This is a genomic window from Microbacterium alkaliflavum, from assembly GCF_044325405.1.
Classification (GTDB): Bacteria; Actinomycetota; Actinomycetes; order Actinomycetales; family Microbacteriaceae; genus Microbacterium; species Microbacterium alkaliflavum.
On the sequence record NZ_JBIQWL010000002.1, the window covers coordinates 55,116 to 82,031 of the forward strand.

General features: G+C 70.2%; 30 protein-coding genes. 17 read left to right on the forward strand and 13 right to left on the reverse strand.

Features of this window, described 5'->3' with window-relative positions:
• The first annotated feature begins 3 nt into the window (after positions 1-3).
• Positions 4-831 carry an undecaprenyl-diphosphate phosphatase gene (locus ACH3VR_RS05235; RefSeq protein ID WP_396639714.1) on the forward strand — a complete coding sequence of 276 codons (828 nt, stop codon included), beginning with the start codon at positions 4-6 and terminating at the stop codon, positions 829-831.
• Positions 832-889: 58 nt separating this feature from the next.
• On the opposite strand, the gene ACH3VR_RS05240 is transcribed toward ACH3VR_RS05235, so the two are convergent.
• Positions 890-1,756 (reverse strand): PAC2 family protein, encoded by an 867-nt coding sequence (locus ACH3VR_RS05240; RefSeq protein WP_396639715.1) that lies wholly within the window; start codon positions 1,754-1,756, stop codon positions 890-892.
• A gap of 117 nt (positions 1,757-1,873) precedes the next feature.
• Here ACH3VR_RS05240 and ACH3VR_RS05245 point away from each other — a divergent pair, with 117 nt between their 5' ends.
• The 9 genes from ACH3VR_RS05245 to lnt all read left to right on the forward strand — a co-directional run bounded on the left by ACH3VR_RS05245 (position 1,874) and on the right by lnt (position 11,830).
• Positions 1,874-2,560, forward strand: coding sequence for an HAD family hydrolase (locus ACH3VR_RS05245; protein WP_396639716.1), 687 nt, complete (start codon positions 1,874-1,876; stop codon positions 2,558-2,560).
• Positions 2,557-3,591: a tRNA (adenine-N1)-methyltransferase gene (locus ACH3VR_RS05250; RefSeq protein WP_396639717.1), complete on the forward strand. Its 1,035-nt coding sequence runs from the start codon at positions 2,557-2,559 to the stop codon at positions 3,589-3,591. The genes ACH3VR_RS05245 and ACH3VR_RS05250 overlap by 4 nt, the downstream gene beginning before the upstream one ends.
• A gap of 9 nt (positions 3,592-3,600) precedes the next feature.
• Positions 3,601-4,548, forward strand: coding sequence for an FKBP-type peptidyl-prolyl cis-trans isomerase (locus tag ACH3VR_RS05255; RefSeq protein WP_396639718.1), 948 nt, complete (start codon positions 3,601-3,603; stop codon positions 4,546-4,548).
• Positions 4,549-4,671: 123 nt separating this feature from the next.
• Positions 4,672-5,601 (forward strand): helix-turn-helix transcriptional regulator, encoded by a 930-nt coding sequence (locus ACH3VR_RS05260; RefSeq protein WP_396640444.1) that lies wholly within the window; start codon positions 4,672-4,674, stop codon positions 5,599-5,601.
• Positions 5,598-6,560, forward strand: coding sequence for a helix-turn-helix transcriptional regulator (locus ACH3VR_RS05265; RefSeq protein ID WP_396639719.1), 963 nt, complete (start codon positions 5,598-5,600; stop codon positions 6,558-6,560). Before ACH3VR_RS05260 ends, ACH3VR_RS05265 begins: the two co-directional genes overlap by 4 nt.
• A gap of 69 nt (positions 6,561-6,629) precedes the next feature.
• A complete protein-coding gene (gene tatA / locus ACH3VR_RS05270) occupies positions 6,630-6,884 on the forward strand; it encodes a Sec-independent protein translocase subunit TatA (protein ID WP_396639720.1) in 255 nt (84 codons plus the stop codon).
• A gap of 63 nt (positions 6,885-6,947) precedes the next feature.
• Positions 6,948-7,709, forward strand: a complete 762-nt coding sequence (gene tatC, locus ACH3VR_RS05275; protein WP_396640445.1) for a twin-arginine translocase subunit TatC — start codon at positions 6,948-6,950, stop codon at positions 7,707-7,709.
• A complete protein-coding gene (locus ACH3VR_RS05280; protein ID WP_396639721.1) occupies positions 7,706-10,207 on the forward strand; it encodes a DEAD/DEAH box helicase in 2,502 nt (833 codons plus the stop codon). The genes tatC and ACH3VR_RS05280 overlap by 4 nt, the downstream gene beginning before the upstream one ends.
• A gap of 27 nt (positions 10,208-10,234) precedes the next feature.
• The gene (gene lnt / locus ACH3VR_RS05285; protein WP_396639722.1) at positions 10,235-11,830 is read left to right on the forward strand and encodes an apolipoprotein N-acyltransferase; all 1,596 of its coding nucleotides are present in this window, start codon (positions 10,235-10,237) and stop codon (positions 11,828-11,830) included.
• A 6-nt stretch (positions 11,831-11,836) separates the two neighbouring features.
• Here the strand turns inward: lnt and ACH3VR_RS05290 are convergent, their stop codons facing one another.
• The 4 genes from ACH3VR_RS05290 to ACH3VR_RS05305 form a co-directional block, all read right to left on the reverse strand.
• Complete coding sequence (locus ACH3VR_RS05290; protein WP_396639723.1) at positions 11,837-12,220, reverse strand: RNA polymerase-binding protein RbpA; 384 nt, start codon at positions 12,218-12,220, stop codon at positions 11,837-11,839.
• Between the two features lie 127 nt (positions 12,221-12,347).
• Positions 12,348-13,133 carry a glycerophosphodiester phosphodiesterase family protein gene (locus tag ACH3VR_RS05295; protein ID WP_396639724.1) on the reverse strand — a complete coding sequence of 262 codons (786 nt, stop codon included), beginning with the start codon at positions 13,131-13,133 and terminating at the stop codon, positions 12,348-12,350.
• Positions 13,130-14,164, reverse strand: a complete 1,035-nt coding sequence (locus ACH3VR_RS05300) for an SPFH domain-containing protein (protein WP_396639725.1) — start codon at positions 14,162-14,164, stop codon at positions 13,130-13,132. Before ACH3VR_RS05300 ends, ACH3VR_RS05295 begins: the two co-directional genes overlap by 4 nt.
• Positions 14,161-14,634, reverse strand: a complete 474-nt coding sequence (locus ACH3VR_RS05305) for an NfeD family protein (protein WP_396639726.1) — start codon at positions 14,632-14,634, stop codon at positions 14,161-14,163. Before ACH3VR_RS05305 ends, ACH3VR_RS05300 begins: the two co-directional genes overlap by 4 nt.
• A gap of 154 nt (positions 14,635-14,788) precedes the next feature.
• On the opposite strand from ACH3VR_RS05305, the gene ACH3VR_RS05310 reads away from it, so the two are divergent.
• Complete coding sequence (locus ACH3VR_RS05310) at positions 14,789-15,562, forward strand: SDR family oxidoreductase (protein ID WP_396639727.1); 774 nt, start codon at positions 14,789-14,791, stop codon at positions 15,560-15,562.
• 63 nt (positions 15,563-15,625) lie between these two features.
• Here ACH3VR_RS05310 and ACH3VR_RS05315 read toward each other — a convergent pair whose 3' ends face one another.
• Positions 15,626-16,186, reverse strand: coding sequence for an HdeD family acid-resistance protein (locus ACH3VR_RS05315; RefSeq protein ID WP_396639728.1), 561 nt, complete (start codon positions 16,184-16,186; stop codon positions 15,626-15,628).
• A 137-nt stretch (positions 16,187-16,323) separates the two neighbouring features.
• Entirely contained in the window at positions 16,324-17,244 is a 921-nt protein-coding gene (locus ACH3VR_RS05320) for an AEC family transporter (RefSeq protein ID WP_396639729.1), read from the reverse strand.
• Between the two features lie 164 nt (positions 17,245-17,408).
• Between ACH3VR_RS05320 and ACH3VR_RS05325 the strand changes: the two genes are divergently transcribed.
• Genes ACH3VR_RS05325 through ACH3VR_RS05335 form a run of 3 tightly spaced genes read left to right on the forward strand, consistent with a single transcriptional unit; the run spans position 17,409 to position 19,005 of the window.
• Positions 17,409-18,002 carry a sulfite oxidase-like oxidoreductase gene (locus ACH3VR_RS05325; protein ID WP_396639730.1) on the forward strand — a complete coding sequence of 198 codons (594 nt, stop codon included), beginning with the start codon at positions 17,409-17,411 and terminating at the stop codon, positions 18,000-18,002.
• Positions 17,999-18,739 (forward strand): ferredoxin reductase, encoded by a 741-nt coding sequence (locus tag ACH3VR_RS05330; protein WP_396639731.1) that lies wholly within the window; start codon positions 17,999-18,001, stop codon positions 18,737-18,739. Before ACH3VR_RS05325 ends, ACH3VR_RS05330 begins: the two co-directional genes overlap by 4 nt.
• Positions 18,739-19,005, forward strand: a complete 267-nt coding sequence (locus tag ACH3VR_RS05335; RefSeq protein WP_396639732.1) for a DUF6510 family protein — start codon at positions 18,739-18,741, stop codon at positions 19,003-19,005. Before ACH3VR_RS05330 ends, ACH3VR_RS05335 begins: the two co-directional genes overlap by 1 nt.
• 69 nt (positions 19,006-19,074) lie before the next feature.
• On the opposite strand, the gene ACH3VR_RS05340 is transcribed toward ACH3VR_RS05335, so the two are convergent.
• From ACH3VR_RS05340 to ACH3VR_RS05350, 3 genes are all read right to left on the reverse strand, one after another.
• Entirely contained in the window at positions 19,075-19,518 is a 444-nt protein-coding gene (locus ACH3VR_RS05340; RefSeq protein WP_396639733.1) for a hypothetical protein, read from the reverse strand.
• Positions 19,519-19,598: 80 nt separating this feature from the next.
• Positions 19,599-21,827, reverse strand: a complete 2,229-nt coding sequence (locus ACH3VR_RS05345; RefSeq protein WP_396639734.1) for a glycoside hydrolase family 43 protein — start codon at positions 21,825-21,827, stop codon at positions 19,599-19,601.
• 480 nt (positions 21,828-22,307) lie between these two features.
• Positions 22,308-23,186 carry a patatin-like phospholipase family protein gene (locus ACH3VR_RS05350; RefSeq protein WP_396639735.1) on the reverse strand — a complete coding sequence of 293 codons (879 nt, stop codon included), beginning with the start codon at positions 23,184-23,186 and terminating at the stop codon, positions 22,308-22,310.
• 264 nt (positions 23,187-23,450) lie between these two features.
• Between ACH3VR_RS05350 and ACH3VR_RS05355 the strand changes: the two genes are divergently transcribed.
• From ACH3VR_RS05355 to ACH3VR_RS05365, 3 genes are read left to right on the forward strand one after another with little or no spacing between them, the layout of a single operon-like run.
• Positions 23,451-23,894, forward strand: coding sequence for a nitroreductase family deazaflavin-dependent oxidoreductase (locus tag ACH3VR_RS05355; RefSeq protein WP_396639736.1), 444 nt, complete (start codon positions 23,451-23,453; stop codon positions 23,892-23,894).
• On the forward strand, positions 23,891-24,808 hold the full coding sequence (locus ACH3VR_RS05360) for a pseudouridine-5'-phosphate glycosidase (RefSeq protein ID WP_396639737.1): 918 nt from the start codon (positions 23,891-23,893) through the stop codon (positions 24,806-24,808). Before ACH3VR_RS05355 ends, ACH3VR_RS05360 begins: the two co-directional genes overlap by 4 nt.
• On the forward strand, positions 24,808-25,644 hold the full coding sequence (locus ACH3VR_RS05365) for a carbohydrate kinase family protein (RefSeq protein ID WP_396639738.1): 837 nt from the start codon (positions 24,808-24,810) through the stop codon (positions 25,642-25,644). Before ACH3VR_RS05360 ends, ACH3VR_RS05365 begins: the two co-directional genes overlap by 1 nt.
• 3 nt (positions 25,645-25,647) lie before the next feature.
• Here ACH3VR_RS05365 and ACH3VR_RS05370 read toward each other — a convergent pair whose 3' ends face one another.
• The 3 genes from ACH3VR_RS05370 to ACH3VR_RS05380 all read right to left on the reverse strand — a co-directional run bounded on the left by ACH3VR_RS05370 (position 25,648) and on the right by ACH3VR_RS05380 (position 26,845).
• On the reverse strand, positions 25,648-25,911 hold the full coding sequence (locus tag ACH3VR_RS05370; RefSeq protein WP_396639739.1) for a DUF6458 family protein: 264 nt from the start codon (positions 25,909-25,911) through the stop codon (positions 25,648-25,650).
• A gap of 108 nt (positions 25,912-26,019) precedes the next feature.
• Positions 26,020-26,466 carry an SRPBCC family protein gene (locus ACH3VR_RS05375; RefSeq protein WP_396639740.1) on the reverse strand — a complete coding sequence of 149 codons (447 nt, stop codon included), beginning with the start codon at positions 26,464-26,466 and terminating at the stop codon, positions 26,020-26,022.
• The gene (locus ACH3VR_RS05380) at positions 26,459-26,845 is read right to left on the reverse strand and encodes an ArsR/SmtB family transcription factor (RefSeq protein ID WP_396639741.1); all 387 of its coding nucleotides are present in this window, start codon (positions 26,843-26,845) and stop codon (positions 26,459-26,461) included. The genes ACH3VR_RS05375 and ACH3VR_RS05380 overlap by 8 nt, the downstream gene beginning before the upstream one ends.
• Between the last annotated feature and the right edge of the window lie 71 nt (positions 26,846-26,916).

Here is a 26,916-nt window from a genome sequence, read left to right on the forward strand (position 1 = left end):
TCCATGCACTTCTTCGAGGCCATCATCCTCGGGCTCGTCCAAGGACTCACCGAATTCCTCCCCGTCTCGTCGAGCGCGCATCTGCGCATCCTGGGCGAGCTCCTGCCCGGTGCACAGGACCCGGGCGCCGCGTTCACCGCGATCACGCAGCTGGGCACCGAGACGGCCGTCCTGCTGTTCTTCTGGCGCGACATCGTGCGCATCGTCTCGCACTGGTGGCGCGCCCTCATCGGCCGCATCCCGCGCAACGACCCCGACGCGAAGGTCGGCTGGATGATCATCATCGGCACGATCCCGATCGTGGTCCTCGGCATCCTGTTCCAGGATCTGATCGAGACGACCCTGCGCTCGCTGTGGCTCGTCGCGGCGACCCTGATCATCTTCGGCATCCTGCTCGGCGTGGCGGACTGGGTCGGCAGCAAGCGCCGCAAGATGGAGGACCTCACGGTCGGCCACGGCATCCTCTACGGCCTCGCGCAGTCGCTCGCCCTGATCCCGGGCGTCTCGCGCTCAGGCGGCACGATCACGATGGGTCTGTTCCTCGGCTACGAGCGCGCCGCGGCCGCACGCTACGCCTTCCTGCTGGCCGTCCCCGCCGTCTTCGGCAGCGGGCTGTACCAGCTGGTCAAGAGCCTCGGCGAGCCGACGGTCTTCACGCTCGCCGAGACGGCCGTCGCGACCGTGGTCGCCTTCCTCGTGGGCCTCGGCATCATCGCGTTCCTCATGGCCTGGATCTCGAAGCACAGCTTCCTGCCCTTCGTCATCTACCGGCTCCTGCTCGGCGGCACGCTCATCGTGCTGCTGCTGACGGGCGTGCTGCAGCCCTACTGATCGGCGCGGGCGGGCGGCTCGATGCTGTCCGCCCGTCGATCGGGGAGTGGATGCCGCGCTAGCGGCGCGGCTCGTCGCGGCCGGGCTTGCTCGGCCCTTCGCCGCCGCCGCGCCGCAGATAGCGCTCGAACTCCTGCGCGATGGCGTCGCCAGACGCCTCGGGGGAGTCCCACGTGTCGCGCGTGCGCTCGAGCTGGCGGATGTACTCCGTCATCTCCTCGTCGTCGGCCGCGGCCGCGTCGATCGAGGCCTCCCACGCGACGGCCTCGCTCGCGAGGTCGCCGCGCTCGATCTGGGCGCCCGTGATGTCTTCCAGCCGGTCGAGGAGGGCGAGGGTGGCCTTAGGCGAGGGCGTGTGCCCCGCGACGTAGTGCGGCACGCTGGCCCAGAGGCTCGCCGCCGGGATGCCCGCGGCGTCGGCGGCGTACGACAGCACGCTGAGGATGCCGACGGGGCCCTCGTAGGTGCTGCGCTCGAGGCTCAGCGCCGTGCGCAGGCGGTCGTTCTCGCTGCCGGCGAAGACGGAGATGGGGCGCGTGTGCGGGACGTCCGACATCATCGACCCGATCGCGACGAAGCCGGTGATGTCCTCGCGGAGCGCGACGTCGATGAACTCTCCGGCGAACGCCTGCCAGGCCCGGGCGGGCTCGACGCCCGTCAAAAGCCACAGCTGCGTGCCGCGCGTCGCGCGCTTGGGCCGCAGGATCGTGGCCTCGGGCCAGCGGAGCGTGCGGCGGCCGTCGTTGTCGCTCGCGATCTGGGGACGCGTGTACTGATAGTCGAAGTACAGCTCGGGATCGATCGAGAAGACGGTCTCGTAGTCGCCGCTCTCGCGCAGCTGCGTGATGGCGGAGGACGCGGCCTCGCCCGCATCGTTCCAGCCGTCGAACGCGGCAACGAGCACTCGGCGTCCCAGTCCGTCCACGCACCCTCCTCGACCCCCTCGGGGGTTCCTTCCAGGATAGGCGTCTCGCCGCCCGACCGGGCGGCCCGGGCGTCGGCGCGCCCGAAGCCCGCGGGAGCCGCTCGGTAGCATGGTGCGGTGAGTACGCCCCTTCCCGCCGCGGTCCTCTGGGACATGGACGGCACTCTCGTCGACACCGAGCCCTACTGGATGGCCGCCGAGACGCCCCTCGTCGAGGAGTACGGCGGCACGTGGTCGCACGAGCAGGCGCTGCGCCTGGTCGGCCTCGGCCTCGAGGACTCCGCGCGCATCTTCCAGGACGCGGGCGTGCGCATGGGCATCGCCGACATCGTCGACCACCTCACCGACGACGTCATGGGCCAGCTCGCGACGAAGGGCGTGCCGTTCCGCCCCGGGGCCCGCGACCTGCTGGCGAGCCTCCGCGAGGCCGGCATCAAGACCGGCCTCGTGACGATGTCGCTGCGGCGCATGGCGGAGTCGGTCGTCGGCCTCATCGACTTCGACGCGTTCGACGTCATCGTCGCGGGCGACGACGCGACCCGGCCCAAGCCCTTCCCCGACCCCTACCTCCAGGCGTGCGACCTGCTCGGCGTGGCGCCCGCCGACACCGTCGCGATCGAGGACTCGCCCAACGGCCTGCGATCGGCCGTCGCATCCGGCGCCGCGGTGATCGGGGTGCCCCTCATGGTGTCGGTCGCGGGTGCCGGCGCGCACGCGGTCTGGCCCACTCTCGAGGGCCGCACCGCCGACGACATCGCGGCGTTCCACAGCGAGCACACCGCTCGGAAGGGAGCCGTCCGATGACCTCGTCGCGACCCAGCGGACCGTTCCGCATCGGCGACCGTGTGCAGCTGACGGGCCCGAAGGGCCGGCTGCACACCATCACCCTCCGCGAGGAGGGAGAGCTGCACACGCACCACGGCGTCCTCAAGCACACGGCTCTCATCGGGCAGCCCGACGGCTCGGTCGTCGTCAACAGCGGCGGCCACGAGTACCTGGCCCTCCGCCCGCTGCTGCGCGACTTCGTCATGTCGATGCCGCGCGGCGCCGCCATCGTCTACCCGAAGGACGCCGCGCAGATCCTCGCCGAGGCCGATGTCTTCCCCGGTGCGACGGTCGTCGAGGCGGGCGTGGGATCGGGCGCGTTGTCGCTCTGGATCCTGCGGGCCGTCGGGACGGAAGGGCGCCTCGTCTCGTTCGAGCGGCGCCCGGAGTTCGCCGAGGTCGCCCAGGCCAACGTCGAGACCTTCGTCGGCGAGGCCCCGCCGAACTGGGAGGTCGTCGTGGGCGACCTCGTCGAGGCGCTGCCGCAGGCCGTGGCTCCGGCATCCGTCGACCGCGTCGTGCTCGACATGCTCGCGCCGTGGGAGTGCATCGACGTCGTCGCCGACGCGCTCACCCCCGGCGGTGTCGTCGTCTGTTACGTCGCCACGGCGACGCAGCTGAGCCGGGTGGCGGAGTACATCCGGGGCACGGGCCTTTTCACCGAGCCCGACGCGAACGAGACGATGGTGCGCGGCTGGCACGTCGAGGGCCTCGCCGTGCGTCCCGATCACCGCATGGTCGCGCACACGGGATTCCTCGTGTGGGCGCGGCGGCTCGCCCCCGGCGCCGTTCCGCCCGAGCAGAAGCGCCGGGCGTCGAAGACCAGCTACGGCGACGAGGACGTCGAGCTGTGGACCCCGGGAGCCGTCGGCGACCGTCAGATCACCGACAAGAACCTGCGCAAGCGCGTGCGCGAGGCCCAGCGCGCGGCCGACGGCGCACGTCAGGCCGCCGCGGCGTCGGGCGAGCCGGAGCAGGGCGCGTCGGGCGACCCGGAGCCTTCCGCCTAAACTGTTCCGGTGCGCAAACTCCCCGCTCTCCTCGCGGTCCTCGGACTGACCGCCGTCGGCCTCGCCGGCTGCGCCGTGCCTGCCGGCTTCGAGTCGTGCCCCCGGCCGTCGTCGACGACGTCGGCGACGGACCTCGTGACGGTGTCGGGCGAGGTGGGCAAGGAGCCCGACGTGAGCGTGAACACGCCGTTCCACGTCGACGAGACGTCGTTCTCCGACGCCGTGACGGGCGATGGCCCGGCCATCTCGTCCGACAACCAGGCGGTCGTGCTGGACATCACGATCGTGAGCGGCAAGACGGGGGAGCCCGTCGTCGCGACGCAGTACAACGGCGACGCCTCGCGGGTCAACGCGTTCTCGCGGTGGACGCAGGCGGTGCCGGCGCTGGACACGGCGCTCGAATGCGCGACGGAGGGCTCGCGCATCGTCGTCGCGATCCCGCCGGGCGGCATCGAGACCGAGACGGCGGCGAGCCTGGGCCTCGGCGAGAAGGACTCCGCGGTCGCGATCGTCGACCTGCAGAAGGTGTACCTGCCGCGCGCTCAGGGATCGCTCGTCTACAACGACGCCATGGGCATGCCCACGGTCGTGCGCGCGCCCGACGGCCGGCCGGGCGTCATCGTCCCCGATTCCGCCGCCCCCGAGAAGCTCACCGCCCAGACCCTGATCAAGGGCGACGGCGAGAAGGTGTCGGGCGACCAGAACGTCCGCGTCAACTACACGAGCGTGTCGTGGGACGACCGCAAGGTGATCGAGACGACATGGGACAGCGAAGCGGCCTCGACGACGCTCGAGGCGCTCGTGCCCGGCGCGGCGAAGGCTCTCGGCGACGTGACGGTCGGCTCGCAGCTGCTCGTCGTGGTCCCCGCCGAGAAGGCGTCCGGAGGGTCGTCGGCGAGCGGCGCGCGCGTCTTCGTGATCGACGTCCTCGGCGTCGACGCGGCGGCCGCCCAGTAGGTCGCAGGCGCCTCACCGAGCGGCGGCGCGACCCCCGGGCGACCCTAGGATGAGGAGGTGCCCGCGAAGCCCCCTGTCCGCAATCCGCCCGAGGAGCGGCTGCTGAACCTCGTCGTCGCCCTCATGGCGACCGAGCAGGGCCTCACGAAGGACACGATCCTCACGAGCGTGTCGGGCTACCGCGAGCAGGGCGACGCGGGCGCGTCCAAGGACGCGCTCGAGAAGATGTTCGAGCGCGACAAGGAGAGCCTGCGCGGCCTCGGCGTCCCGATCGAGACGATCGGCGACCGCACCGACCCCGACGACCTCCGCGAGGCCCGCTACCGCGTGCCCTCCGCCGAGTACGAGCTGCCCGAGGACATCGTCTTCACGCCCGCCGAGATCGCCCTGCTCAACCTCGCCGGCGGCGTCTGGAGCGAGAGCTCGATGTCGTCGGACGCCCGCAGCGGCCTGCGCAAGATCCGTGCCCTGGGCATCGCGGTCGATGATCCGATCATCGGCTATTCGCCGCGCATCAGCCTCCACGACCCGTCGTTTCCCGCGCTCCAGCGGGCGATCGAGGAGTGCCGCGTCGTGACCTTCGCGTATCTCAAGCCCGGCGAGCAGGCTCCTCGGCAGCGCCGCGTGCGACCGCTGGCGCTCGTGGAGTACGAGGCGCGCTGGCACATCTTCGGCTTCGACTTGAATGTCGACGCCGACCGCACGTTCCTCCTCTCCCGCATCGTCGGGGAGGTCGCGACGACCCGCGAGGGCTTCGAGCCCGCGCTGCGCGACGGGGCGGGGGAGCGGGCACTCGCGGGGCTGGAGGAGCTCGCGGAGCGGCAGCTCGCACTCCTCGAGGTCAACCCCGGGACGGAGGCGGCGCTGCGGCTCAGCCGACGGTCGCGGCCGGCGCCGCAGGGCATCCGCGTGCCCTACGTCGATGAGCAGATCTTCGCCGAAGAGCTCGCGTCGTACGGTCCGGAGGTGCGCGTCGTCGAGCCCGACAGGCTCCGGGAACAGGTCATCGCGCGCCTCGCCGCGACGCTGGAGCTGCACGGAGGCGCGGCATGACGACACGCCGACCCCTCATCGCGACCGACCGCGCCGCGATCCTGCTCCAGCTCGTGCCGTACCTCATCGGCAAGGGCGAGGTGTCGATCGAGGAGGCCGCCGACGAGTTCGACGTGTCGCCCGACCAGATGCGGTCGATGGTCGAGAAGCTCACCGTGATCGGCCTCCCGGGCGAGCGCGGGTACTGGCAGATGGCCAACGACCTGTTCGACATCGACTGGGACCTGCTCGACGAGCGCGGACTCATCGTCATCACCAACTCCGTCGGGCTCGAGCGGAGCCCCAAGCTCACGGCGCGCGAAGCCGCCGCGCTTCTGGCGGGCCTGCAGCTCGCGCGCACGATCCCCGGCGTCGGCGACACCGACCTGTACACGGGCCTCCTCGCCAAACTCGCGCGCGGCGCTTCGGCGACGCCCGCCGACGTCATCGTCGCTCCCGCGCCCGTCGACGAAGCCCGCGCTGTCGTTTCCGCGGCGGTCCGCGACGGCGTCGCCGTCTCGTTCACGTACAAGGCTCCGGATGCCGCGCCCACGACCCGCACCGTCGACCCCGTGAAGGTGCACATCGCCAACGGGCAGTGGTACCTGCAGGGCTGGTGCCACCTGCGCGAGGCGATGCGCACCTTCCACCTCGACCGGGTCAGCGAGATCCGGCTCACCGACATCCCCATCACGCACGGCGAGGATCCCGCCCCGGCCTGGTTCGAGACGAGCGACGACGACATCGTCGTGCGCGTGCGGTTCCCGGCGGCCGTCGGTCCGCTGCTGGGCGACTACCTCGACCGCGCCGACGTCCACACGACCGACGACGTGTCGATCGCGACGATGCGCGTCGCGGACGAGCGGAGCCTGCGCCGTCTCGCGGCTCGCCGCGGCGGTGCCGTCGAGATCCTCGAGCCCGACGCGGCGCGCCGTGCGGCGGCCGACTGGGCCGCCGCGGGACTCGCGCAGTACCGCTGACGCGGGCGGATGCGGATGCGCCCGGGTTTAGACTGGACTGGATCCCCGCACACAGACTCGGAGCCCAACATGCTCGGCAACCTCAACGGCTGGCACCTTCTCATCCTGCTCGCCGTGATCCTGCTCCTGTTCGGCGCTGCGAAGCTTCCCGCCCTGGCCAAGAGCGTCGGCCAGTCCGCCCGCGTGTTCCGCGGCGAGATGAAGGCGATGAAGGAAGACGACGAGAAGCCGGCCGACGGCACCGCCTCTTCCACCGCCGCAGACACGACGTCGACAGCGGCGACGCCCCCGAAGCCCGCGGACTCCGCCGAACCCAAGCCGTAGTCCGTGGCCACGGCCGGACCGCCGCGCATCGAGGAGCCCGAATCACCGCGGCATGACAAGCGCATGTCGCTCGGGCAGCACCTCGTCGAGCTGCGCAAGCGGCTCGTCATCGCCGCCATCGCCCTCATCGTGGGCATGGTCGTCGCGTTCTTCATCACCGACTGGGTGCTCTGGCTCATCACGCAGCCCATCCGCGTCATCGCCGCCGAGCAGGGCGATTCCGCCAAGGTCGAGCTCATGTACAGCACAGTGACGTCGGCGTTCGACCTGCGCCTGCGCATCTCGTTCGCGATCGGCATCATGCTCTCCGCCCCCATCTGGATGTGGCAGATCTGGGCGTTCATCATGCCCGGCCTCACCCGCAAGGAGATCCGCTACACGTGGGGCTTCCTCGGCGCCGCGATCCCGCTGTTCTTCATCGGCGCCTACGTCGGTCTGCAGGTCATGCCGCACATCGTCGAGCTCATGAACGGCTTCGTCCCCGAGGGCGGGGCGTCGTTCTACGACGCCCAGTACTACTACGACTTCGTCTTCAAGCTCCTCGTGGTGGTCGGCGTCGCCTTCGTCCTGCCCGTCTTCCTCGTCGCGCTCAATCTCGCCGGCGTCATGTCGGGTCGCGCGATCCTGAAGGGCTGGCGCGTCGCCGTCATCGTCGCGACGGCGTTCGCGGCCCTCGCGACGCCGGCCGCCGACATCGTGAGCATGCTCATCCTCGCCGGCATCCTCATCGTGCTGTTCTTCGCGGCGGCGGCGATCTCGATGCTCTTCGATCGCCGCCGGGCGCGGCGCGAAGCCGCGCTGCTGCCGCCCGAGGCGGCCGCGTGAGCCAGCCGAGCCCGGCCGAGCGCTACTCCCGCGCGCGTGACGAGCGTGCGCATCCCGTCACGGCCGCGTTCGCGGCATCCCAGCGGTTCACGCTCGACCCGTTCCAGCTGGCGGGATGCCGCGCCCTCGAAGAGGGTCGCAGCGTGCTCGTCGCGGCGCCGACCGGGGCCGGCAAGACGATCGTCGGCGAGTTCGCCATCCACCTCGCGATGCGCGAGCCTTCGGACGCGAAACATCCGCCGAAGGCCTTCTACACGACGCCCATGAAGGCGCTGTCGAATCAGAAGTTCCGCGAGCTCGTCGACGTCTACGGCCCCGACGACGTGGGGCTCCTCACGGGCGACACGAACATCAACGGGAACGCGCGCATCGTCGTCATGACGACGGAAGTGCTCCGCAACATGCTCTACGCCGATTCCCCGGCGCTGCGCGGCCTCCGCTACGTCGTGATGGACGAGGTGCACTACCTCGCCGACCGGTTCCGCGGGGCGGTGTGGGAGGAAGTCATCATCCACCTCCCGCCCGAGGTGCGGCTCGTGTCGCTGTCGGCGACGGTCTCCAACGCCGAGGAGTTCGGCGACTGGCTCGACACGGTGCGCGGCGACACCGAGGTGATCGTATCCGAGATCCGCCCCGTGCCGCTCGAGCAGCACGTCCTCGTGCGCGCAGACCTGCTCCCGCTCTTCGACGACCGCGCCGGCATCGCGACGGCGCAGGTCAACCAGGAGCTCATGCGCATCCGGTCGTTCAAGGGCTCGACCTTCGAGAACAACCGGCGGGCGCAGTCGATGCGCAGCGCCGGCCAGCGCGGGTACGAGGCATCCCGTCGTCGTCCGCACAAGGGGGGCCAGCGTCCCGTGCGCTCCGCCAACGTGCAGCGCATCGAGCGGCTCGACCGCCCCGAGGTCGTCGAACTGCTCGACCGGGCGAACCTCCTGCCCGCCATCTTCTTCATCTTCAGCCGGGTCGGGTGCGACTCCGCCGTGCAGCAGGTGCGGCGGTCCGGCGTCCGTCTCACAAGCCCCGACGAGCGGCGAGAGATCCGCGCGATCGTCGAGGACCGCACGCGGACGCTGCTGGACGAAGACCTCGCGGTGCTCGGCTACTTCGACTGGCTCGACAACCTCGAGCGCGGCGTCGCGGCGCACCATGCCGGCCTTCTTCCGGCGTTCAAGGAGGTCGTCGAGGAGCTCTTCCAGCGCAAGCTCGTCAAGGTCGTGTTCGCGACCGAGACCCTCGCGCTCGGCATCAACATGCCGGCGCGCACCGTCGTGCTGGAGAAGCTCGAGAAATTCAACGGCGAGGCCCGCGTCGCGATCACGTCGGGCGAATACACGCAGCTCACCGGCCGCGCCGGCCGGCGCGGCATCGACGTGGAAGGCCACGCCGTCATCCAGTGGACCGAGGGCCTCGATCCGCAGGCCGTCGCCGCCCTCGCCTCGCGGCGCACGTATCCGCTCAACTCGAGCTTCCGGCCGACCTACAACATGGCCGTGAACCTCATCGACCAGTTCGGCCGTGCGAAGGCGCGCGAGATCCTCGAGTCCTCGTTCGCGCAGTTCCAGGCCGACCGCGCCGTCGTCGGGCTGGCCCGGCAGGTCAAGGAGCAGGAGGAGTCGCTCGCCGGCTACGAGAAGGCGATGACGTGCGATCGGGGCGACTACGCCGAGTACTCGCGCATCCGCCGCGAGCTCAGCGACCTCGAGAAGACCAACCGCAAGGACGCGAACGCCTCGCGGGCGACCCGCGACCAGCGGCAGCGCCAGATCTCGTCGCTGCGCCGGCAGATGCAGCGGCATCCCTGCCATTCATGCCCCGACCGCGAGCACCACGCGCGCTGGGCCGAGCGGTACTGGCGCCTCAAGCGCACGATCGACGGCATCCGCCGGCAGATCGAGACGCGCACCGGCACGGTCGCGCGCATCTTCGACCGCGTCGTCGACGTGCTCGCCCAGCTCGACTACGTCACGATCGACGAGGCCGGCACGACGGCCCTCACGTCGTCCGGCCGCACGATGCGACGCATCTACGGCGAGCGCGACCTGCTCGTCGCCGAGTCGCTGCGCACGGGCATCTGGAACGAGCTGGATGCCGCCTCCCTCGCCGCGCTCGCGTGCTGCCTCGTCTACGAGCCCCGCCGCGACGAGGGCGCACCGGGGGAGCAGCGTCTGCCGCGGGGGCCCTTCCGCCGCGCCTTCGGCGACACGCTCGACCTGTGGCAGCGCCTCGACGACGTCGAGCGCGATCACCACCTTCCCGGCTCCGAGCCGCCCGCGGCGGGGCTTGCGCAGGCGATGCACTCCTGGGCGAAGGGCGTGCCGCTCGATCGCGTTCTGACCGAGGCCGACATGGCGGCGGGCGACTTCGTGCGCTGGGCGAAGCAGACGATCGACCTCCTCGACCAGCTCTCGCTCGTGGCCGATGCGGGTCTCGGCGGTGTCGCGCGCAAGGCGCTCGACTCGGTGCGGTGGGGCATCGTCGCCTACTCGTCGGTCTGACCCTTCGCAGACGCTTAGGCTCGTTCCGTGCCCGACGCCCCGCTCGACCCCGTGCGACCTCTCCTGCCGCTGTGGGCGGCGGTCGCGGCATCCCTCGTCTCGGGTCTCCTGCTCAACACGGCGTTCCCCGCGATGTCGTGGTGGCCCATGGTGTTCGCCTGCGTGCCGCTGGCCCTCGTGAGCCTCGTCGGCCGCCGCGCCTGGTCGGCGGTGCTGGTGGGCTTCGTGTTCGGCGCGGCCTTCTTCTTCGTCAACCTGTGGTTCACGGCGCGCTACCTCGGTCCGGAACCGTGGATCGCGCTGTCGATGCTCGAGTCGCTCCTCACGGCCGCGTTCGCCGTGCCGATCTCGCTCGCGTACCGCTGGACGCCGCGCGTGCTGCCCGGCGCGTGGGGCCGCCTGGTCGTGCTGCCCGCACTCGTCGCCGGGCTGTGGACGCTGCGCGAAGAGGTGCTCGGGACGTTCCCCTACGGCGGCTTCCCGTGGGGGCGGCTCGGCGTCTCGCAGGCGAACGGACCGCTCGCCGACGTCGCGTCATGGGTCGGGATGTCGGGCCTGTCGTTCCTCATCGTGCTCGTGTGCGCCGCGGGCGTCGAGTACATCCGGGTCGCGCGCTGGCGCGACCTGCGCACCCTCATCCCGGTCGCGGTCGCGCTGGTGCTGCTGGTCGTGCCGCCGCAGTTCCCGACGACGCCGGACGGCACGATCCGCGTGGGAGCCGTGCAGGGCAACGGGCCCGCCGGCTACTTCGACCAGCGCGGACCGAACGACGTGTTCCGGGCGCAGCTCGAGGCGACCAAGCCGTTGCTCGACGAGGACATGGACGTGCTGCTGTGGCCTGAGGGCGGCATCGACTCCGACCCGACGCGCAACGAGTCGACCGCGGTCGTCCTCGACTCCCTCGCCCAGCGCCTCGACGCACCTCTCCTGGTGAGCGCCGTGACGCAGCGCGGCGACGAGTACTTCAACTCGTCGCTGCTGTGGGAGGCGCACGCTGACAACCCGGTCGACACCTACGACAAGCGGCATCCCGTGCCGTTCGGCGAGTACGTGCCCGACCGCTGGTTCTGGCGCGGATTCGCGCCCGAGCTCATCGACCTCATCCAGCGCGAGTACACGCCCGGCACCTCGACGCCGATGGTCGACGTGAACGGCGTGGGGGTCGGCCTGGCGATCTGCTTCGACGTCATCTACGACGACGTCATCTGGGACGGCGCGCAGGCCGGCGCCGAGGTCTACATGTTCCAGACGAACAACGCCGACTTCCGCGGCACGAACGAGAACCTGCAGCAGCTCGCCTTCGCGCGCATGCGCGCCATCGAGACGGGTCGCTCCGTCGTCAACCTCTCGACGGTCGGCACGAGTCAGGTCATCGCGCCCGACGGCACGACGATCGACGGGCTCCCGGCCGACAAGGCGGGCCAGATGCTCACCGACGTGCCGGTGCGCACGGGGCTGACTCCGGCCGTCGTCGCGGGTGCCGGCATCAAGGCGCTCCTCGCGTGGGGGAGCCTCGCCGCGCTCGTCGCGATCGGGATCATCGCCCGCGTACGCCGTCGCGAGCGCGGCGCGCACAGCGAGACGCCGGCCCCCGAAGGGACCGGCGTCTCGGAGAACGTCTGATTCGGGTCAGGCGCTGATCTTGTCGACGGTGACGTCCTCGCCGGCGCCGCGGCGCGCGCGGACATAGGCGAGCCGCTCCTCCAGGAGCTCCTCGAGCTCGGGGATCGTGCGCCGCTCGAGCAGCATGTCCCAGTGGGAGCGCGGCGTCTTGTCACCGCTGTGGTCGACGGTCGCGGTGCCCTCGCCGATGCGCAGGAGAGCCTCGGCGCCGCACGTGCGGCATTCCCAGGTCTCGGGCACCTCAGCGTCGGCCGCGAAGGTCAGGGTCGTGTCACGTCCGCACGATGTGCACGAATAGATGTGCTGTGCACGCTCATGGAACACGACGCCCTCTTCGCTTTGCAGGCTCTGGGCGCCGAGTCGAATGCCGCGCAGGCTGCGATCTGCCATTGTTCGGGTCCTCTCGTCGCTAGACAGGTATAACGAAGCGACCTGGGCGTCTCATCCGAACAAGGGGCATCCGGCAGGCATTCACAGTCGATGCACAGCGGGGACGGCGTCTCACTCCGAGTGGGACTCAGGACCGTGGATGCAGCGCTGTGACGGCGACGTCGGCACGGTCCGTCACGATGCCGTCGACGCCCATCGCCACAAGTCGTGTCATGTCGGCGGGATCGTTCACGGTCCACACGTGCACCTCGACGTCTGCGGTGTGCGCGTAGTCGATCAGACGAGGCGTCACGACGCGCAGTCGACCCTGTCGTTCGGGCACCTGCAGCGCGTCGACGCCCGCCAGAGCGCGGTGTGCGAGGCGGCGCGACCGCACCGAGACGGCGCCGACGACGCGCGTCACGACCGAGGTTCCCGCCGAGGTCGCGGGGCGGATCCCGCCGCCTGCCGCGGCGGCCGCGTCGAGGGCCGCGCGGCGCCGCTCGTCGGAGAAGCTCGTCAACAGCACCCGGTGCCCGTGGCGGGCGACGAGGCGTCCCACCTTCTCCGCGGCACCCTCCGCCTTGACGTCGAGGTTGAACCGGACAGCCGGGAAGGTGTCGAGAGCCTGGGCGAGGGTGATCAGGCCGCCGTGGTTCGCCATGATGTGCTCGAGGTCGCGTGCCGTCACCTCGTCGACGCGGCGCGGATCGCCCGTCACACGCGCGAGATCGGGGTCGTGGAAGAGCACGACGACGCCGTCGCGGGTGAGGTGGCAGTCGCTCTCGACATAGTCGACGCCGGCGGCGTGGGCGGCCGCGACGGCGGCGAAGGAGTTCTCGACGATGCCGTGCCGTGCACCGTCGGGCGTGACGAGTCCACGGTGCGCGAGCACGCGAGGGCGCTCGGCGCCCTCGAACCAGGGGTGCGTCACGCGTGCGGCAGCGTGTCGTCGGGGGATGCCTCGCTGGTCCGCGTCGGGGTGGGCGGCGTGACGGCGGGCGGGGGCGACGCCGCATGCCGTGCGGGAGCGGGCATCGTCGCGGCATCCGCCCGCTTCGCGGCGTCGGCGAGCGAGCCTGCGAACGCGCCGCTGACGCCCTTGAGCGCCTCGGTGAACTCGCTCGGGATGATCCAGAGCTTGCTCGACGGGCTCTCGCTGATCTTGGGCAGCGTCTGCAGGTACTGGTAGGCCAGCAGCTTGGGATCGGCGTCGCCGCGGTGGATCGCGTTGAACACCGTCTCGATCGCCTCGGCCTCGCCCTGTGCGCGCAGCACGGCTGCCTGCTTGTCGCCCTCGGCCTTGAGGATCTCCGCCTGGCGGAGGCCCTCGGCCTGGAGGATCGCGGACTGCTTCGTGCCCTCGGCGGTCAGGATCGCGGCGCGACGATCGCGCTCGGCGCGCATCTGCTTCTCCATCGAGTCCTGGATCGAGTGCGGCGGGTCGATCGCCTTGAGCTCGACGCGCGACACCCGGATGCCCCACTTGCCCGTCGCCTCGTCGAGCACGACGCGCAGCTGGCCGTTGATCTCGTCGCGGCTGGTGAGCGCCTCTTCGAGGTTGAGCCCGCCGACGACGTTGCGGAGCGTCGTCGTCGTGAGCTGTTCGACAGCGCCGAGATAGTTCGCGATCTCGTAGGTCGCGGCGCGCGCGTCGGTGACCTGGAAGTAGACGACCGTGTCGATGGAGACGACGAGGTTGTCCTCCGTGATGACGGGCTGCGGCGGGAAGGACACGACCTGCTCGCGCATGTCGAGGAGGGGCCGCAGCCGGTCGATGATCGGCACGAGGAGGTTCAGACCGGGGGCGAGGGTCTTGTGGTATCTGCCGAGGCGCTCGACGATGCCGGCGGTGGCCTGCGGGATGATGCGGACGGACCGCACGATGACGACGAACACGAAGATGACGACCGCGACGGCGAGGGTCCAGCCGATCGCGATGGGGACGACTTCCTCGACGGTCATGCGGGGGTCTCCTCGGATTCGGGGCGGACGAAGGCGGTCGCGCCGTCGATGCGGCTGACCCGCACGGGCGTGCCGGGCTCGATCGCACCCTTGGCTTCGGTGCGGGCCGTCCAGATGTCGCCGTTGGAGAGCTTCACCTGGCCCGCGTCGCCGGAGACGGTGGAGAGCACGCGGCCGGGCAGCCCGATGAGCGCCGCCACATTGCTCGGCGTCGGGTCCTCTCCGCGTCGCAGGCGCCGCAGCAGCGGCGGGCGCAGCAGGAAGATGAGGGCGCCGGCGACGACGCCGGCGATGACGACCTGCAGCCAGAGCGGCGCGCCCAGCAGGTCGGACGCGAGGCCCGCGACCCCGCCGATGCTCATCATGAGGAAGGTGAAGTCGAGCGTGAGCATCTCGATCACGAGGAAGATCAGGATCAGGACCAGCCACCCGATCCACGCCCAATCCTGAATCGTCTGGATGACCTCCACGATGTGCCTCCTCGGCTCGAACCTACCACGCGCCATCGGGCCCGGATCCGTTGTGCGGGGCCGCCGTTGGTAGGGTCGATTCAGCGTCGCGCGGCACCGCGCGGCGGCCGCGGCATCCGCTGATCGGCACCTCCGCCACCCGTTGGGAAATCACTTGTCCGAATCCCTCACGCCCCTGGCTCCCGGCTCCCTCGCCGGCAAGAGCGCCCTCGTCACCGGCTCGTCGCGCGGCATCGGCGCCGACACCGTGCGCTACCTCGCCGAGGCTGGCGCGAACGTCGTCATCAACTACCGCAACAAGGCGCCGCGCGCCGAGAAGCTCGCGACCGAGCTGCGCGGACTGGGTGTCGAGGCGCTCGTCGTCGGCGCCGACCTGACCGACGCGGAGTCGGTGCAGGCGATGTTCGACGAGGTGCAGCGCACGTTCGGCGGCCTCGACATCCTCGTGCTCAACGCCTCGGGCGGCATGGAGTCGGGCATGGCCGAGGACTACGCGCTCCAGCTCAACCGCGACGCGCAGGTGCGCGTGCTGGAGACCGCGCTGCCTCTCCTCGGCGAGGGCGCGCGGGTCGTCTTCGTGACGAGCCACCAGGCCCACTTCATCCGCACGACGCCCACGATGCCCGAGTACGAGCCCGTCGCCCTGTCCAAGCGCGCCGGCGAGGACGCGCTGCGTGAGCGCATCCCCGCGCTCACCGAGAAGGGGATCGAGTTCGTCGTCGTCTCGGGCGACATGATCGAAGGCACGATCACGGCGACCCTCCTCGAGCGCGCCAACCCCGGGGCCATCGCCGCGCGCCGCGAGGACGCCGGCAAGCTCTACAACGTCTCGGAGTTCGCGGCCGAGGTCGCGCGCGCCGCCGTCGAGCCCGTGCCCGCCGACAACACCCGCCTCGTCGGCGACACGGAGTCCTTCGGCGCCGAGTGATCTGAACACAGAGAAGAAGGGCCTCGGGGAGATGATCCCCGAGGCCCTTCTTTCATGCGTCGATCAGAGGTCGCGGCCCGAGAAGCGGAACGCGCGCACGACCTGGATGATGCCCAGGACGATGAGCGCGATACCCAGCAGCCACCACAGGACGGCCGTGCCGTAGAACGGGTTGAACAGCAGCACGAGGCCCGCGAGGATGCTGATGATCGCGAAGAAGATCGTCCAGCCCTTCGAGGCGGCGTCGCCGAGCGTCGAGAGCGACACGATGCCCTCGACGATCCAGAGGATACCGACGAGGATGCCGACGAAGACGCCGAGCCACGCGGTCGTCTGCTGCAGGTTGAACAGCGCGACGACGCCCGCGATCACGAACAGGGCGCCGAGGGCGATGTGGCCCACACGCGCCCAGCCGCCCTTCGACTTCGAGAAGATCCCGAGACCCGCGTAGACGAGGCCGGCGACGATCGCGTAGATCGCGATGATCGCCGCGACGACGACGGCCGTCTTGCCCGGCCAGGCGAGGATCAGGATGCCGATGATGATGGAGAGCACGCCGCCGACGCCGAAGGCGGTGCGGATGCCGTTGACAGCCGACTTCTCGGCGGCGGATTCGGTTGACATGGGAGCGAGCCCTTTCTGAATGTTTCCTGTGAAGGTTCGGGACAACAGCCTAGACCCCGGCCCGGCCCTTGCCCGTCAACGTCGCGGTGCGTTCACCGCATGTGTCCGCAGGTGTCCGCACATGTCGGGGGAGTCGTTCAGCCGAGCAGGAAGGTCGCCAGCAACAGGATCGGCACGCACGCGATCGTCGTGAGGAAGATCGTGTCGCGCGAGATCGTCTCGCCCACGCCGTACCGCTGCGAGTAGTTGAAGACGTTCTGCGCCGTGGGGAGCGCGGCGAGCACGACCACGATGAGCACGTCGTGCGGCGCGAGGTGGAAGACGTAGACCGCGACCGCCCACGCGACGAGCGGCATGGCGAACAGCTTGAGAAGCGTTGCGAGGGTGATGTCGCGGCGCCGCCCCGACGGCGCGAGCACCCGCTGGCCGTGCAGCGAGATGCCGTACGAGATGAGAAGCACCGGCACGCACGCGTTCGCGATGAGCTGCGCGGGCTGCATGACGATCGGCGGGAGGTCGAGCCCGATCACCGAGACGAGCGTGCCGAGCACCGATCCGATCACGAGCGGGTTCGTGAGGGTCCGCAGCACCGCGCGCCGGAGCGATGAGCTCCCCGACGTCACCGCTTCCAGGATCGTCATCGAGATCGGCGTGAACAGGAGCAGCTGCATGAGGATGACCGGCGCGGGGTAGGCGGCCGAGCCCAGCAGATAGAGCGACAGGGGGATGCCGATGTTGTTCGAGTTGACCTGACCCGCCGACAGTGCACCGATCACGACCTCGCCCACGGGCCGGCGCCACGCGAGCTTCGCGATGAGCGCGTAGGCGGCGATGACGGTGAGGGCCGCGATCGCCGAGACGGGAAGGAGAGCCGAGAACAGCGTGTGCACGTCGGCGTTCGCGAGCACGACGAACAGGAGGAACGGCGAGAGCACGAAGAAGGTCAGGCGGCTGAGCACAGGCCTCGCGTGCTCACCGAGCAGGTCGATACGTCCGATGATCCAGCCGACGAGGATGGCGACGCCGACGACGACGAATCCGGTGAGCGACTCGATCACGTGCGAACGGGGGCGGAGCCGGGGGATGCCACGTTCCCAGGGTAGCCAGCGCCGTGCGCGGCGCGTTCCGCCCTGGCGCGCGGCATCCCTTTTCCTGATCGGATGCCTGTCGCTAGCCTGGTGCCGTCGGCAGGGCTTCCCCGCCGCGAAGCGAGGAGGGGTTCATGGCTGTGTTCTCGCGCGGCTTCGGCGCCCGGCGCCGCGAGTCCGATCCGCGACTGCCCCCGGGGCAGTACCTCACGGAGGACTTCCCGGTGCTGTCGGCCGGTCCGACGCCCGACATCGACCTGGCGGAGTGGCGGTTCACGATCCGCACCGAGACGGGGTCGGGCAAGCGCTGGACGTGGGACGAGTTCATGGCGCTCCCCAGCGAAGAGATCTCGACCGACATCCACTGCGTCACACGGTGGACGAAGCTCGGCACGTCCTGGCGCGGCGTGTCGCTCGACACGCTGTTCGCCGACATCGACACCGAGGTCGAGTACGCGATGGCCCACTCCTACGGCGGCTACACGACCAACGTGCCGCTGGAGGATCTGCTGGACGGCAAGGCGTGGATCGCGTACGAATTCGACGGGGAGCCCCTCGACCCGGAGCACGGCGGTCCGGCGCGGCTGCTGGTTCCGCACCTCTACTTCTGGAAGAGCGCCAAGTGGGTGCGGGGCCTCTCGCTGCAGCCCCACGACGACCCGGGCTTCTGGGAGCAGAACGGCTATCACCTGCACGGCGACCCATGGACCGAGGAACGGTACTGGTGACGGCGGCCCCCGCCGTCCGTGCGGTGTGGCGCGACGCCCGTGTCGTGGGCGCCGTCGCCGCGAACGCGCATGCCCGGCTGCTGACGCTCGCCGTGTCGGACTGGCCCGGCAGTCTTCCCGGGCAGCACGTCGACGTGCGCCTCACGGCCGAGGACGGCTATCAAGCCGTGCGCTCGTACTCGCTGGGCCTCGCGGGGGACGGCGACACGATCGAGCTCGGCATCGACGAGGTGCCCGACGGGGAGGTGTCGCCGTATCTCGTGCACGACGTCGGTCCCGGCGACTCGCTCGAGGTGCTCGGTCCGCTCGGCGGCTATTTCGTGTGGCGCGACGACGATCCGTCGCCCGTGCAGCTCATCGCGGGCGGTTCCGGGATCGTGCCGCTGCGCGCGATGATCCGCGCCCGGCTCGCAGCATCCACCGATCAGCCGTTCCGGCTCCTCGTGTCGGTGCGCACCCCGGAGGACGCGATATATCGCGAAGAGCTGGAGAAGCTCGACGGCGACGGGGGAGTAGGGGCCGCGTGGGCCTACACGCGATCCGCGCCTGACGGATGGCAAGGGCGGGTCGGCCGTCTGACGCCGGAGGCCATCGATGCGGCAGTCTGGCCGGTCGCCGACGATCCCGTCGTGTACGTGTGCGGCCCGACGGGCTTCGTCGAGTTCGTCGCGCGAGAGCTCGTCGCGCGCGGACATCCTGCTGGCCGGATCAAGACCGAGCGCTTCGGAGGTGCCTGATGCGGTCGCATGTCGATCACGTCGACGGGAACGCCCTCGCGGGCGTGCTCGCGGAGTTCATGAGCGCGGATGCCTCGACCCTCACGATCGTGTGCCGGCATTGCGGGCTGCACGGCGACATGGCCGAGGTGATCGTCGAACGCGACGACGTGGGCTCGATCGTGCGGTGCCACGGCTGCGAGCACACGCTGCTCGTGATCCTGCGCGGCGCGGGGGGAGGCATCCGCCTGCGCTTCGAGGGTGCGATCGAGATCGCCACGACCTGACCTGCGCGAGACTTCAGGGTTGGTGCGTCCGCGCGGCGTGTCGTGCCCCGTTCGCGAAGTCTCGCGAGCTCAGCTGCCGTCGAGCGCCGCGGCGATCAGACGCGCCCACTCGGCGAGCATGTCGTCGAAGTGCGCCGCGAACGAGGCGAGCTCATCGTCGGCCGACTCGTCGAGCGACGTGATGTCGTAGCCGACGCGGACGATCGAGCCTTCCGGCGACGGCTCGAGGCGCACGCGCACGGTCGTCGCACTGTGTCCCGGTGTCACCCGCGCATAAGTCGCGGCGTGCGGCGGCTCGGACGCGACGACGATCCACGTCGTCTCGTGATCGCCGGCGTGCGTGCGCCACACCGTGCCGACGGCGGTGTCGTCGTCGACGTCGGCGAAGAACTCCGGAGTCCAGTCGGGGACCCACAGCGTCTCGCCGCGGGCTGTGAAAAGCGGGAACGCCTCCTCGGACGGGAGTGCGACGGTCAGGGATCCCGTGCAGACATGGCGGGGACGGTGCGGCACAGCGCAGACGTTACACGCGACGAGGGGCGCGCCGCCGGGGTTCCGGCGACGCGCCCCTCGTTCAGGGTGCTGCGAGTGGGTCAGCGGCAGGAGGCCGCCGGATAGTCGACGACCTTCTCGACGGTGACGTTCTGGCCGTCGATCGTCGCCGTGGTCGAGATCTCGGCGGACCCGGCCGGGATGCTCTCGAGCCGCGTGCTGAACACCTGCGACCTGGCCTTGCCGGAGCCGATCGAGGGGACCGGCCTGGATCCGTAGGGAGTGGTCACCGTCGACGAGACCGGCACATCCTCACCGTTGCTGACGGTCAGGACCTGCATGACCTTCGATCCGACGCAGCGGGTCGTCACGTCGAGCTCGACCTTCAGGCCCGTCCCCGCCACGACCGCCGTCGTGTCGAACACGTTGCCGGCCTTGTCGGTCACGCGGACCGACGCGGTGCGATCGAGGATCGCCGGTGCCAGGGTCGTGGGTGCGCAGTCCGACCACGCGCCGCCCTCGACACGCAGCTGACACGAAGCCACGCCCGAGCTCTCCGCGCCGTTCGCCGGGGCCGGATCGGTCGCGGCGACATCGACGTCCCAGCCGTCCACGGTGATGTCGGCTCGGGGAGCCGTCGTGTCGAGCCTGTACGACACGTCGGTCGTCCACAGCATCACGGCGTCGCCGCCGAGGGAGGCATCCCGGTATTCGAGCTGAGCCCAGTTGGTGCCTTCGACCGCATTGACCGGCACGGTCATGCCCTGGCTGATGCCTGAGCTGATCGTGGAGTCGGCCACGACGCGGGCGCCGCCGTTGTGGCCCTCGATGAGGCGCAGCCAGGCGGGGAAGAGACCCGTGCCGTTGAAGTCGGTCCAGTTCATCTCGAGCTTCGGGACCTCGTTGACCCAGGCGTTCTTGCCGACCGCCGTGCCGTCGGCCTTCACGAGCGAAGTCTCGACGTGGACGGGGGAGTTGTAGTGCGACATGACGCGCTCCCATTCCTCGAGCGTGACGGGAAGCACCGAGCCGTGCCGCGGGCTGACCGGCAGCGACCAGTACGGCGAGGTCGCCGACTTCGCGTTGCACGTGCTCGACAGGCCTGTCGTATTGCACCACGACTGGCCGAGGTACTCCCACTCGTTGGGCGCCTTGTCCATCGAGTCCGAGCGCCACGCGACGTAGCCACCGCCCGAGGCGTAGTCGATGAAGACATACCACTTGTCATCGACGTTGTCCTTGAAGACGAGCGGTCCCTCGAGGTTGCCGCCGCTGAGACCCGGGATCTGCCACTTGCTCGAGCCGTTGGCGTTGCCGACCATCGTCCAGGCGTTCGGGCTCTCGGTCAGCGCCGTGATCGGATTCTTGTTGACGGCGTGCGGCGTCGTGTCTTCCGGGCCCCACGTGTCGTACAGGTCGTCCAGGGAGTCGATGTACTGGAGCAGGACGCGGAAGCCGTTCTCGTCCTTCGTCAGCCGGTAGATCTTGTCGTTCGCCGCGATCATCGTCGAGTCGATCATTCCCCAGCCCTGCCGGCCGGTGGAACGGTCGAGGTTGATCCACGTGGTCGGCTCGGAGAAGGTCTTGAAGTCCTTCGTCGTGGCGATCCGGATGCGGTTGTAGGAGATCTGCGACGTGTTGCGGTTCGCGATGTCCTCGTCCGGGTAGAGGTTCGAGGCCCAGAACACGATGTACTGCTCGTTCTTCGCGTCGTAGAAGGCCTCCGGCGCCCACACGTTGCCCGCGTGGTCGTCCTCGACCTTGATGAATCGGGGCTCTGACCAGGTCACGAGATCGCTGGACTCGTAGACCACGAGGTTCCGCGAGCCGCGGGACTGGCGGTACGACCACGACTGGCCGTCCTGGTAGGTCTTGAGATCGGTCGCGAGCAGGTAGAAGTGCTCGCCGTCGGCCGAGCGGATGAGCGAGGGGTCGCGCAGGCCCTGCTGGCCTTGCGGCGGGTTGACGGTCTGCAGGATCGGCTGCGAGACCGACGTGCCCTGGTCGTAGTTGACCTCGTACCAGTTGAGCGGGTCGTTGCCCTTCGACGCGCTGATCCAGATCTGCTCGCCGTTGCGGCCACCGTCGTCGCCGCCGTGGAACGACGCGAAGAGGTAGCGCTCGAAGGTCTGGTCGCTCGCGGCGCTCGTCTCGGTCGCCGTCGTGCCGGTGTCGCCGTTCGGCTGGTCGGTGGGTCCGGCGATGGCAGGCGTCGCGGCCATCATGCCGACGCACACGGCGCCGGCGATGCCGGCGGCGAGGATGCGGCCGACTGCTCGGCCTCGGGACTTCCTGGTCTTCGTCGGTGGCGGAGTGTGGAAAAGCGCCATGGACTGCTCCATTCGGGGTGAACTGCGTCTCCCGTCCGCGGAGGACGACAACCTCTCCTTCGCGGCCGGCACCCCGCGCGTCCATGCGCGGAGTTGGGGAAACGCTATCCAGTTAGCGCTCACATTGATATGAGGACACGCATAGGAAGCACAAAGACTTCGCAGAACGACCCCCGGATTCGCCTGCGCGGCCTGTGGAGCTGTCGGAATGTCGCGTCGCCGAGTGACGCGGATCCGTCGGCCCGCGAGGTTCCTCGAGGATCGCGCGGACGACGGATGCTGCGCATTGAGGGATCGCCCAGACGGCGGATGCCGCGCCTCGACGCTCGCGCGGGCGCTCCAGCTGTGGCATCCATCGCCCCTCGTGGATGATCTGCGACCGTAATCGCCGATAATGCACATTATGTCAACTCGCGCAGGAGAGCGCCCAGAGTTCCCGTCTGGTGCGTCGTCGAGGCGCTCCCCTACGAGATGGCGGCGTCAGCGCCAGAAGGGGCTGAGCTGCGCCGCGAGCGCGCGACCCTGCTCGTAGCCGGCACGTGCGGCCGGCGGGCGCGCCGCGGGATTCATCATGTTGTCGCCGAACGCCTCGAGCGCATCGGCATCCGGGTGGATCGCCTCGACCGTGCTGCCCTCGGCGCGCAGATCGTCGATCTGGTGCGCGAGGTCGAGGTGCCACCCCAGGGGAAGCCGCGTCCGGCCGCCGAACGGCGACAGCACGAGCACCTTGTCGTACCCGGACGCGAGGTCCGCGTTCTCGGCATTGGAGCGATAGCCGCCGTCGATGTACCGGCGGTCTCCGATGCGATAGGCGAAGCCGCCCGCGGTGCTCGCCGCGACGGCATCGACGAGGTCGACGCCGCTGTCGCGATCGAGGACGACCGGCTCCCCCGTGTCGGCGTCGACGGCCGTGATCAGCACCCGCTGCTCGGGCCACTCCTGGCGCGGAAGGCGCGGGGTGACGATCGCCCTCCATCGGGCGGTGCCGGCGTCGTCGGACATGGCATCCGCCCGGAGTTCTGCTCCCATGCGGCGGCGCATGTCGGCCGGGTCGGAGGATGCCGCGATGACGGCGTTCGTGCGGTCGAGGTGATCGCGGTTGAGGATCGGCCGCGATGCGGGGCGGCCCGCTCCGGCCGGGATCGGCGCGATGGTCTGGTCGTACAGGTGTGCCGGGCTCGCGCCGGTGATCTGGGCCGCGGCGGTCGCGCCGGCAGACGTGCCGATGATGAGGTCGGCGTGGGTGACGTCGAGTCCGCCCTCGGCGAGGCCGGCGACGACGCCGACGAGCCAGGCGTTGCCCACCGATCCCCCGCCGCCGAGGACGAGGGCCGTGCGTGAAGAGTGCGAAGTGTTCATGGTCGTTGCTTTCGAGAGTGCTGCGGCGCTCCCCGCGACGACTGCGTCAGTCGCTCGACCGTGAACTCGAAGGAGCGCCCGGAATGGACGGTGTGTGCATCGGGCTCACCTCCTCGATTCGTGTCACGTTCGCCGAGAAGCCTACCTGCTCCTCCCCCCACCGGCTCCTCCCCTTCATCGGGGTCGGCACAGCCGAGCTTCGGCACGCCTCGATGGTCGCGAAGGCTGGTTGACTGGGCCGTGAGTCGATCCGAGGAGGAGCACATGCCGCTGGAAGGCGAATACCTGCCGAGCACGGCCGCCTGGGCGCAGCGCCAGGCCGAGGCCTACGAGTCGAGCGACGGCGCCGCTCAAGGGCTCCTGCGCGGCAAGCCCGTCATCGTCCTGACGAGCGTCGGCGCCAAGACCGGCGCCCTGCGCAAGACGGCGCTCATGCGTGTCGAGCACGACGGGGTGTACGCCGTCGTGGCGTCGTTGGGCGGTGCGCCGAAGCATCCCGCCTGGTACTTCAACCTCGTGCACAATCCGCACGTCGAGCTGCAGGACGGCGCGGACAAGGGCGACTACCTCGCGCGTGAGCTGCACGGCGAGGAGTACGACACCTGGTGGGAGCACGCCGTCGCGGCGTGGCCGGACTACGCGAACTACCAGAAGCGCACGGAGCGCAAGATCCCGGTCTTCCTGCTGGAGCGGATCGACGCGGAATGACGCCGTCCGGTCTGCGCATCGCCGACGAGGTGCAGGATGCCGCGGACCGCGGCATCCCGATCCTCGCGCTCGAGTCGACCATCTTCACCCACGGGCTCCCCCGGCCCCGCAACCTCGAGGTCGCACTCGAGGCCGAGGACCGCGTGCGTGCCGCAGGCGTCGTGCCCGCGACGATCGGCGTCGTCGACGGAACACCAGTGGTCGGGCTGTCGCGGGCCGAGATCGAGCGGCTCTCCACGACCGACGAGGCGGTCAAGCTGAGCCTGCGCGATCTGCCCGTCGCCGCGGCGAAGCGCCTCGACGGCGGCACGACGGTGGCTGCGACGGCGTACCTCGCGCATCGCGCCGGCGTCCGCGTTTTCTCGACGGGGGGCCTCGGCGGCGTGCACCGTGACGCGCCGCAGACCTTCGACGAGTCGGCCGACCTGCCCGTTCTCGCCACCCTCCCGCTCGTGGTCGTGAGCGCGGGCGTGAAATCGATCCTCGACATCCCGCTGACGCTCGAGCGCCTCGAGACGCTGAGCCTCACCGTCGTCGGATACCGCACGACCGACTATCCGGGGTTCTACATCGCCGACTCGGGGTTCGACATCGAGTACTCGGTCGACTCCCCCGCCGAGATCGCCGCCGTCGCCGCGGCACGCGATGCCCTCGGCATCCCCTCCACGCTTCTCGTGGCGAATCCCGTCGACGCGGCGGCGCAGCTTCCCGCGGAGCTCCACGACGAGGTGCTCGGCCGCGCACTCGCCGACGCGGCGGCTCAGGGCGTCTCGGGCCACGACACGACCCCGTTCCTGCTCGACTACATGCAGCGCGAGACCGGCGGACGCAGCCTCGACGTCAACGTCGCGGTGTACCGGGGCAACGTCTCGCTCGGCGCCGAGATCGCGGCGGCGCTCGCCGGGCAGGGCTGATGCTCACGGTCATCGGCGACCTCATCGCCGACGTGATCGTGCTCGGGGCGGCCGACCTCGTGCGCGGCACCGACAACCCGGCGGCCATCACCCACACGCGCGGCGGCAGCGCGGCGAACGTCGCGGCGGCGGCAGCGCCGCACACGCGGGTGCGCTTCATCGGGCGGGTGGGGACGGATGCCGAAGGCCAGGCGCTCGTCGCGGAGCTCGAGGCCGCGGGAGTCGAGGTGCGCGTGCAGCGCGGCGGCCGCACCGGGAGCATCGTGATCCTCGTCGACGAGGCGGGCGAGCGGACGATGCTGACCGACCGCGGCGCGGCGGCGGAGCTCGATGCGATCGAGCCGGCGTGGCTCGACGGAACGCGGTGGCTGCACGTCCCGCTGTACGGTTTCGCGACGGCGGTTTCACGCGCGGCCGTTCTGAAGGCCGTCGGGCCCTCCCCTGCCTTTCCGGTGAGCCTCGACCTGTCGAGCGTCTCGGCGATGCGCGAACTCGGTGTCGAGGGCCTGCGCGCCGTCGTCGACGCGCTCTCCCCCGCGGTCGTCTTCGCGAACGCCGACGAGGCGGAGTTGCTGGACAGCTTCGAGCTCGACCTGCCCGGTGAGCTCCGGCTCGTGGTGAAGCGCGGCGGCGAGCCGGTGATCCTGCGCGCACGCGGCGTCGAGGATGAGGTCGAGGTCGAGCAGGTCGATGGCGTCGTCGACTCGACGGGTGCCGGCGACGCCTTCGCCGCCGGGTTCCTCGCTGCCGCGCTCACGGGTGAGACGCCCGCACGATGCGCGAGGGCCGGCGCAGCGCTCGCGAGAGGAGCGCTGCACCGGCCCGGTGCGCTCTAGCTGTTACAGACCCGCGGCGTCGTCGGGGTGCGACGCGGAGCGGCGCGTCACCTGCTCGCCCGCGACGGGGTCCACGGTGTTGCGCGTGACGACCTCCGACCGGCGACGACGCATGAGAAGCACGATCCCGATGATGACGACGACGACGCCGGCGCCCATCAGGATGTACCCGACGAGGTCGAGGTTCACCCAGTCCAGCTGGACGTTGAGGGCGAACGTGAGAATCGCGCCGATCACGAAGAGGACGATTCCTGCACCGATGCTCATGCGAGGTTCCTTTCCGGGAAGACCCCATGCGGCCTCCCATCCGAAACCATGCTGACAGCGGTCGCGGAGGCCCAGGAGGGGCTTGACAACCCCTCGAAATCCATGCGATCAGCCGTTTTGCATGCGAGCGAGCTCGTTCTCGATGTCGTCGATGAAGGCGTTGTACCCGGCGATCGTCGCCGCGACCTGCTCGTCGGAGAAGTCGGCGCGATCCTGGCTGATCGTGAGCCGCGTGCCGCCGTCGACCTCCTCGAGGTCGAAGAGCACCGGAAGACCCGCGTACTGGTCGGGGTTGTCGGTCAGGGTCATCGCGAGGCGGGCCGGCGGGTCGACCTCGACGTACTCCCCCGCCCAGTCGATGCGGTTGCCGTCCGGCAGCAGCATCGTCGCGCGGAAGTCGCCGCCGACCCGGACGTCCATCGTGAGCGAGTCCTGCGGCACCTCGACGGCCGCCGTGCCGAACCAGACCGCGAAGTGCTCGGGCTTGGTGATCGCGTCGAAGACGAGCTCGCGCGGAGCGGCGAGCTGCCGCGTGATCGTGAAGTACTCAGCCATGGGGATTCTCCTTGTCGTGTGGTTCCTGCGTGTTGTGGTGCGGTGTGAGCTGCTGAAAGGCGTTGAGGTAGGAGTCGAGGGCGTCGAGCGAATCGCCCCAGAACCGCGCATAGTCGCCGATCCACTGGGATGCCGCGGCCAGAGGGCGCGCGTCGAGCCGGGCGGGCCGGAACTGGGCGTCGCGCCCGCGGGTGACGAGCCCGGCGGCCTCGAGCACTCGGAGGTGCTTCGACACGGCGGCGAGGGTCATGTCGAACGGCGCAGCGACCTCCCCCACCGTCGCCTCGCCCCGCGCGAGCCTCGCGAGGATCTCGCGGCGGGTCGGGTCGGCCAGGGCCGCGAATGTGCGACTGAGGGCATCCTCAGAGTTCGCCGCCATCTCGACCTCCTTATTCAACCGATAAGTACAATACCAATCGGTTGAATACGCTGTCAAGATGTCGGATGCCG

Excerpts from the sequence above, each read along its gene's own strand:
- ACH3VR_RS05235 (WP_396639714.1), top strand. The coding sequence starts at position 4 with ATGCACTTCTTCGAGGCCATCATCCTCGGGCTCGTCCAAGGACTCACC.
- ACH3VR_RS05250 (WP_396639717.1), top strand. The coding sequence starts at position 2,557 with ATGACCTCGTCGCGACCCAGCGGACCGTTCCGCATCGGCGACCGTGTG.
- ACH3VR_RS05260 (WP_396640444.1), top strand. The coding sequence starts at position 4,672 with ATGGCGACCGAGCAGGGCCTCACGAAGGACACGATCCTCACGAGCGTG.
- ACH3VR_RS05265 (WP_396639719.1), top strand. The coding sequence starts at position 5,598 with ATGACGACACGCCGACCCCTCATCGCGACCGACCGCGCCGCGATCCTG.
- tatA (WP_396639720.1), top strand. The coding sequence starts at position 6,630 with ATGCTCGGCAACCTCAACGGCTGGCACCTTCTCATCCTGCTCGCCGTG.
- tatC (WP_396640445.1), top strand. The coding sequence starts at position 6,948 with ATGTCGCTCGGGCAGCACCTCGTCGAGCTGCGCAAGCGGCTCGTCATC.
- ACH3VR_RS05290 (WP_396639723.1), bottom strand. The coding sequence starts at position 12,220 with ATGGCAGATCGCAGCCTGCGCGGCATTCGACTCGGCGCCCAGAGCCTG.
- ACH3VR_RS05300 (WP_396639725.1), bottom strand. The coding sequence starts at position 14,164 with ATGACCGTCGAGGAAGTCGTCCCCATCGCGATCGGCTGGACCCTCGCC.
- ACH3VR_RS05315 (WP_396639728.1), bottom strand. The coding sequence starts at position 16,186 with ATGTCAACCGAATCCGCCGCCGAGAAGTCGGCTGTCAACGGCATCCGC.
- ACH3VR_RS05325 (WP_396639730.1), top strand. The coding sequence starts at position 17,409 with ATGGCTGTGTTCTCGCGCGGCTTCGGCGCCCGGCGCCGCGAGTCCGAT.
- ACH3VR_RS05335 (WP_396639732.1), top strand. The coding sequence starts at position 18,739 with ATGCGGTCGCATGTCGATCACGTCGACGGGAACGCCCTCGCGGGCGTG.
- ACH3VR_RS05345 (WP_396639734.1), bottom strand. The coding sequence starts at position 21,827 with ATGGCGCTTTTCCACACTCCGCCACCGACGAAGACCAGGAAGTCCCGA.
- ACH3VR_RS05350 (WP_396639735.1), bottom strand. The coding sequence starts at position 23,186 with ATGAACACTTCGCACTCTTCACGCACGGCCCTCGTCCTCGGCGGCGGG.
- ACH3VR_RS05355 (WP_396639736.1), top strand. The coding sequence starts at position 23,451 with ATGCCGCTGGAAGGCGAATACCTGCCGAGCACGGCCGCCTGGGCGCAG.
- ACH3VR_RS05360 (WP_396639737.1), top strand. The coding sequence starts at position 23,891 with ATGACGCCGTCCGGTCTGCGCATCGCCGACGAGGTGCAGGATGCCGCG.
- ACH3VR_RS05365 (WP_396639738.1), top strand. The coding sequence starts at position 24,808 with ATGCTCACGGTCATCGGCGACCTCATCGCCGACGTGATCGTGCTCGGG.
- ACH3VR_RS05370 (WP_396639739.1), bottom strand. The coding sequence starts at position 25,911 with ATGAGCATCGGTGCAGGAATCGTCCTCTTCGTGATCGGCGCGATTCTC.
- ACH3VR_RS05375 (WP_396639740.1), bottom strand. The coding sequence starts at position 26,466 with ATGGCTGAGTACTTCACGATCACGCGGCAGCTCGCCGCTCCGCGCGAG.
- ACH3VR_RS05380 (WP_396639741.1), bottom strand. The coding sequence starts at position 26,845 with ATGGCGGCGAACTCTGAGGATGCCCTCAGTCGCACATTCGCGGCCCTG.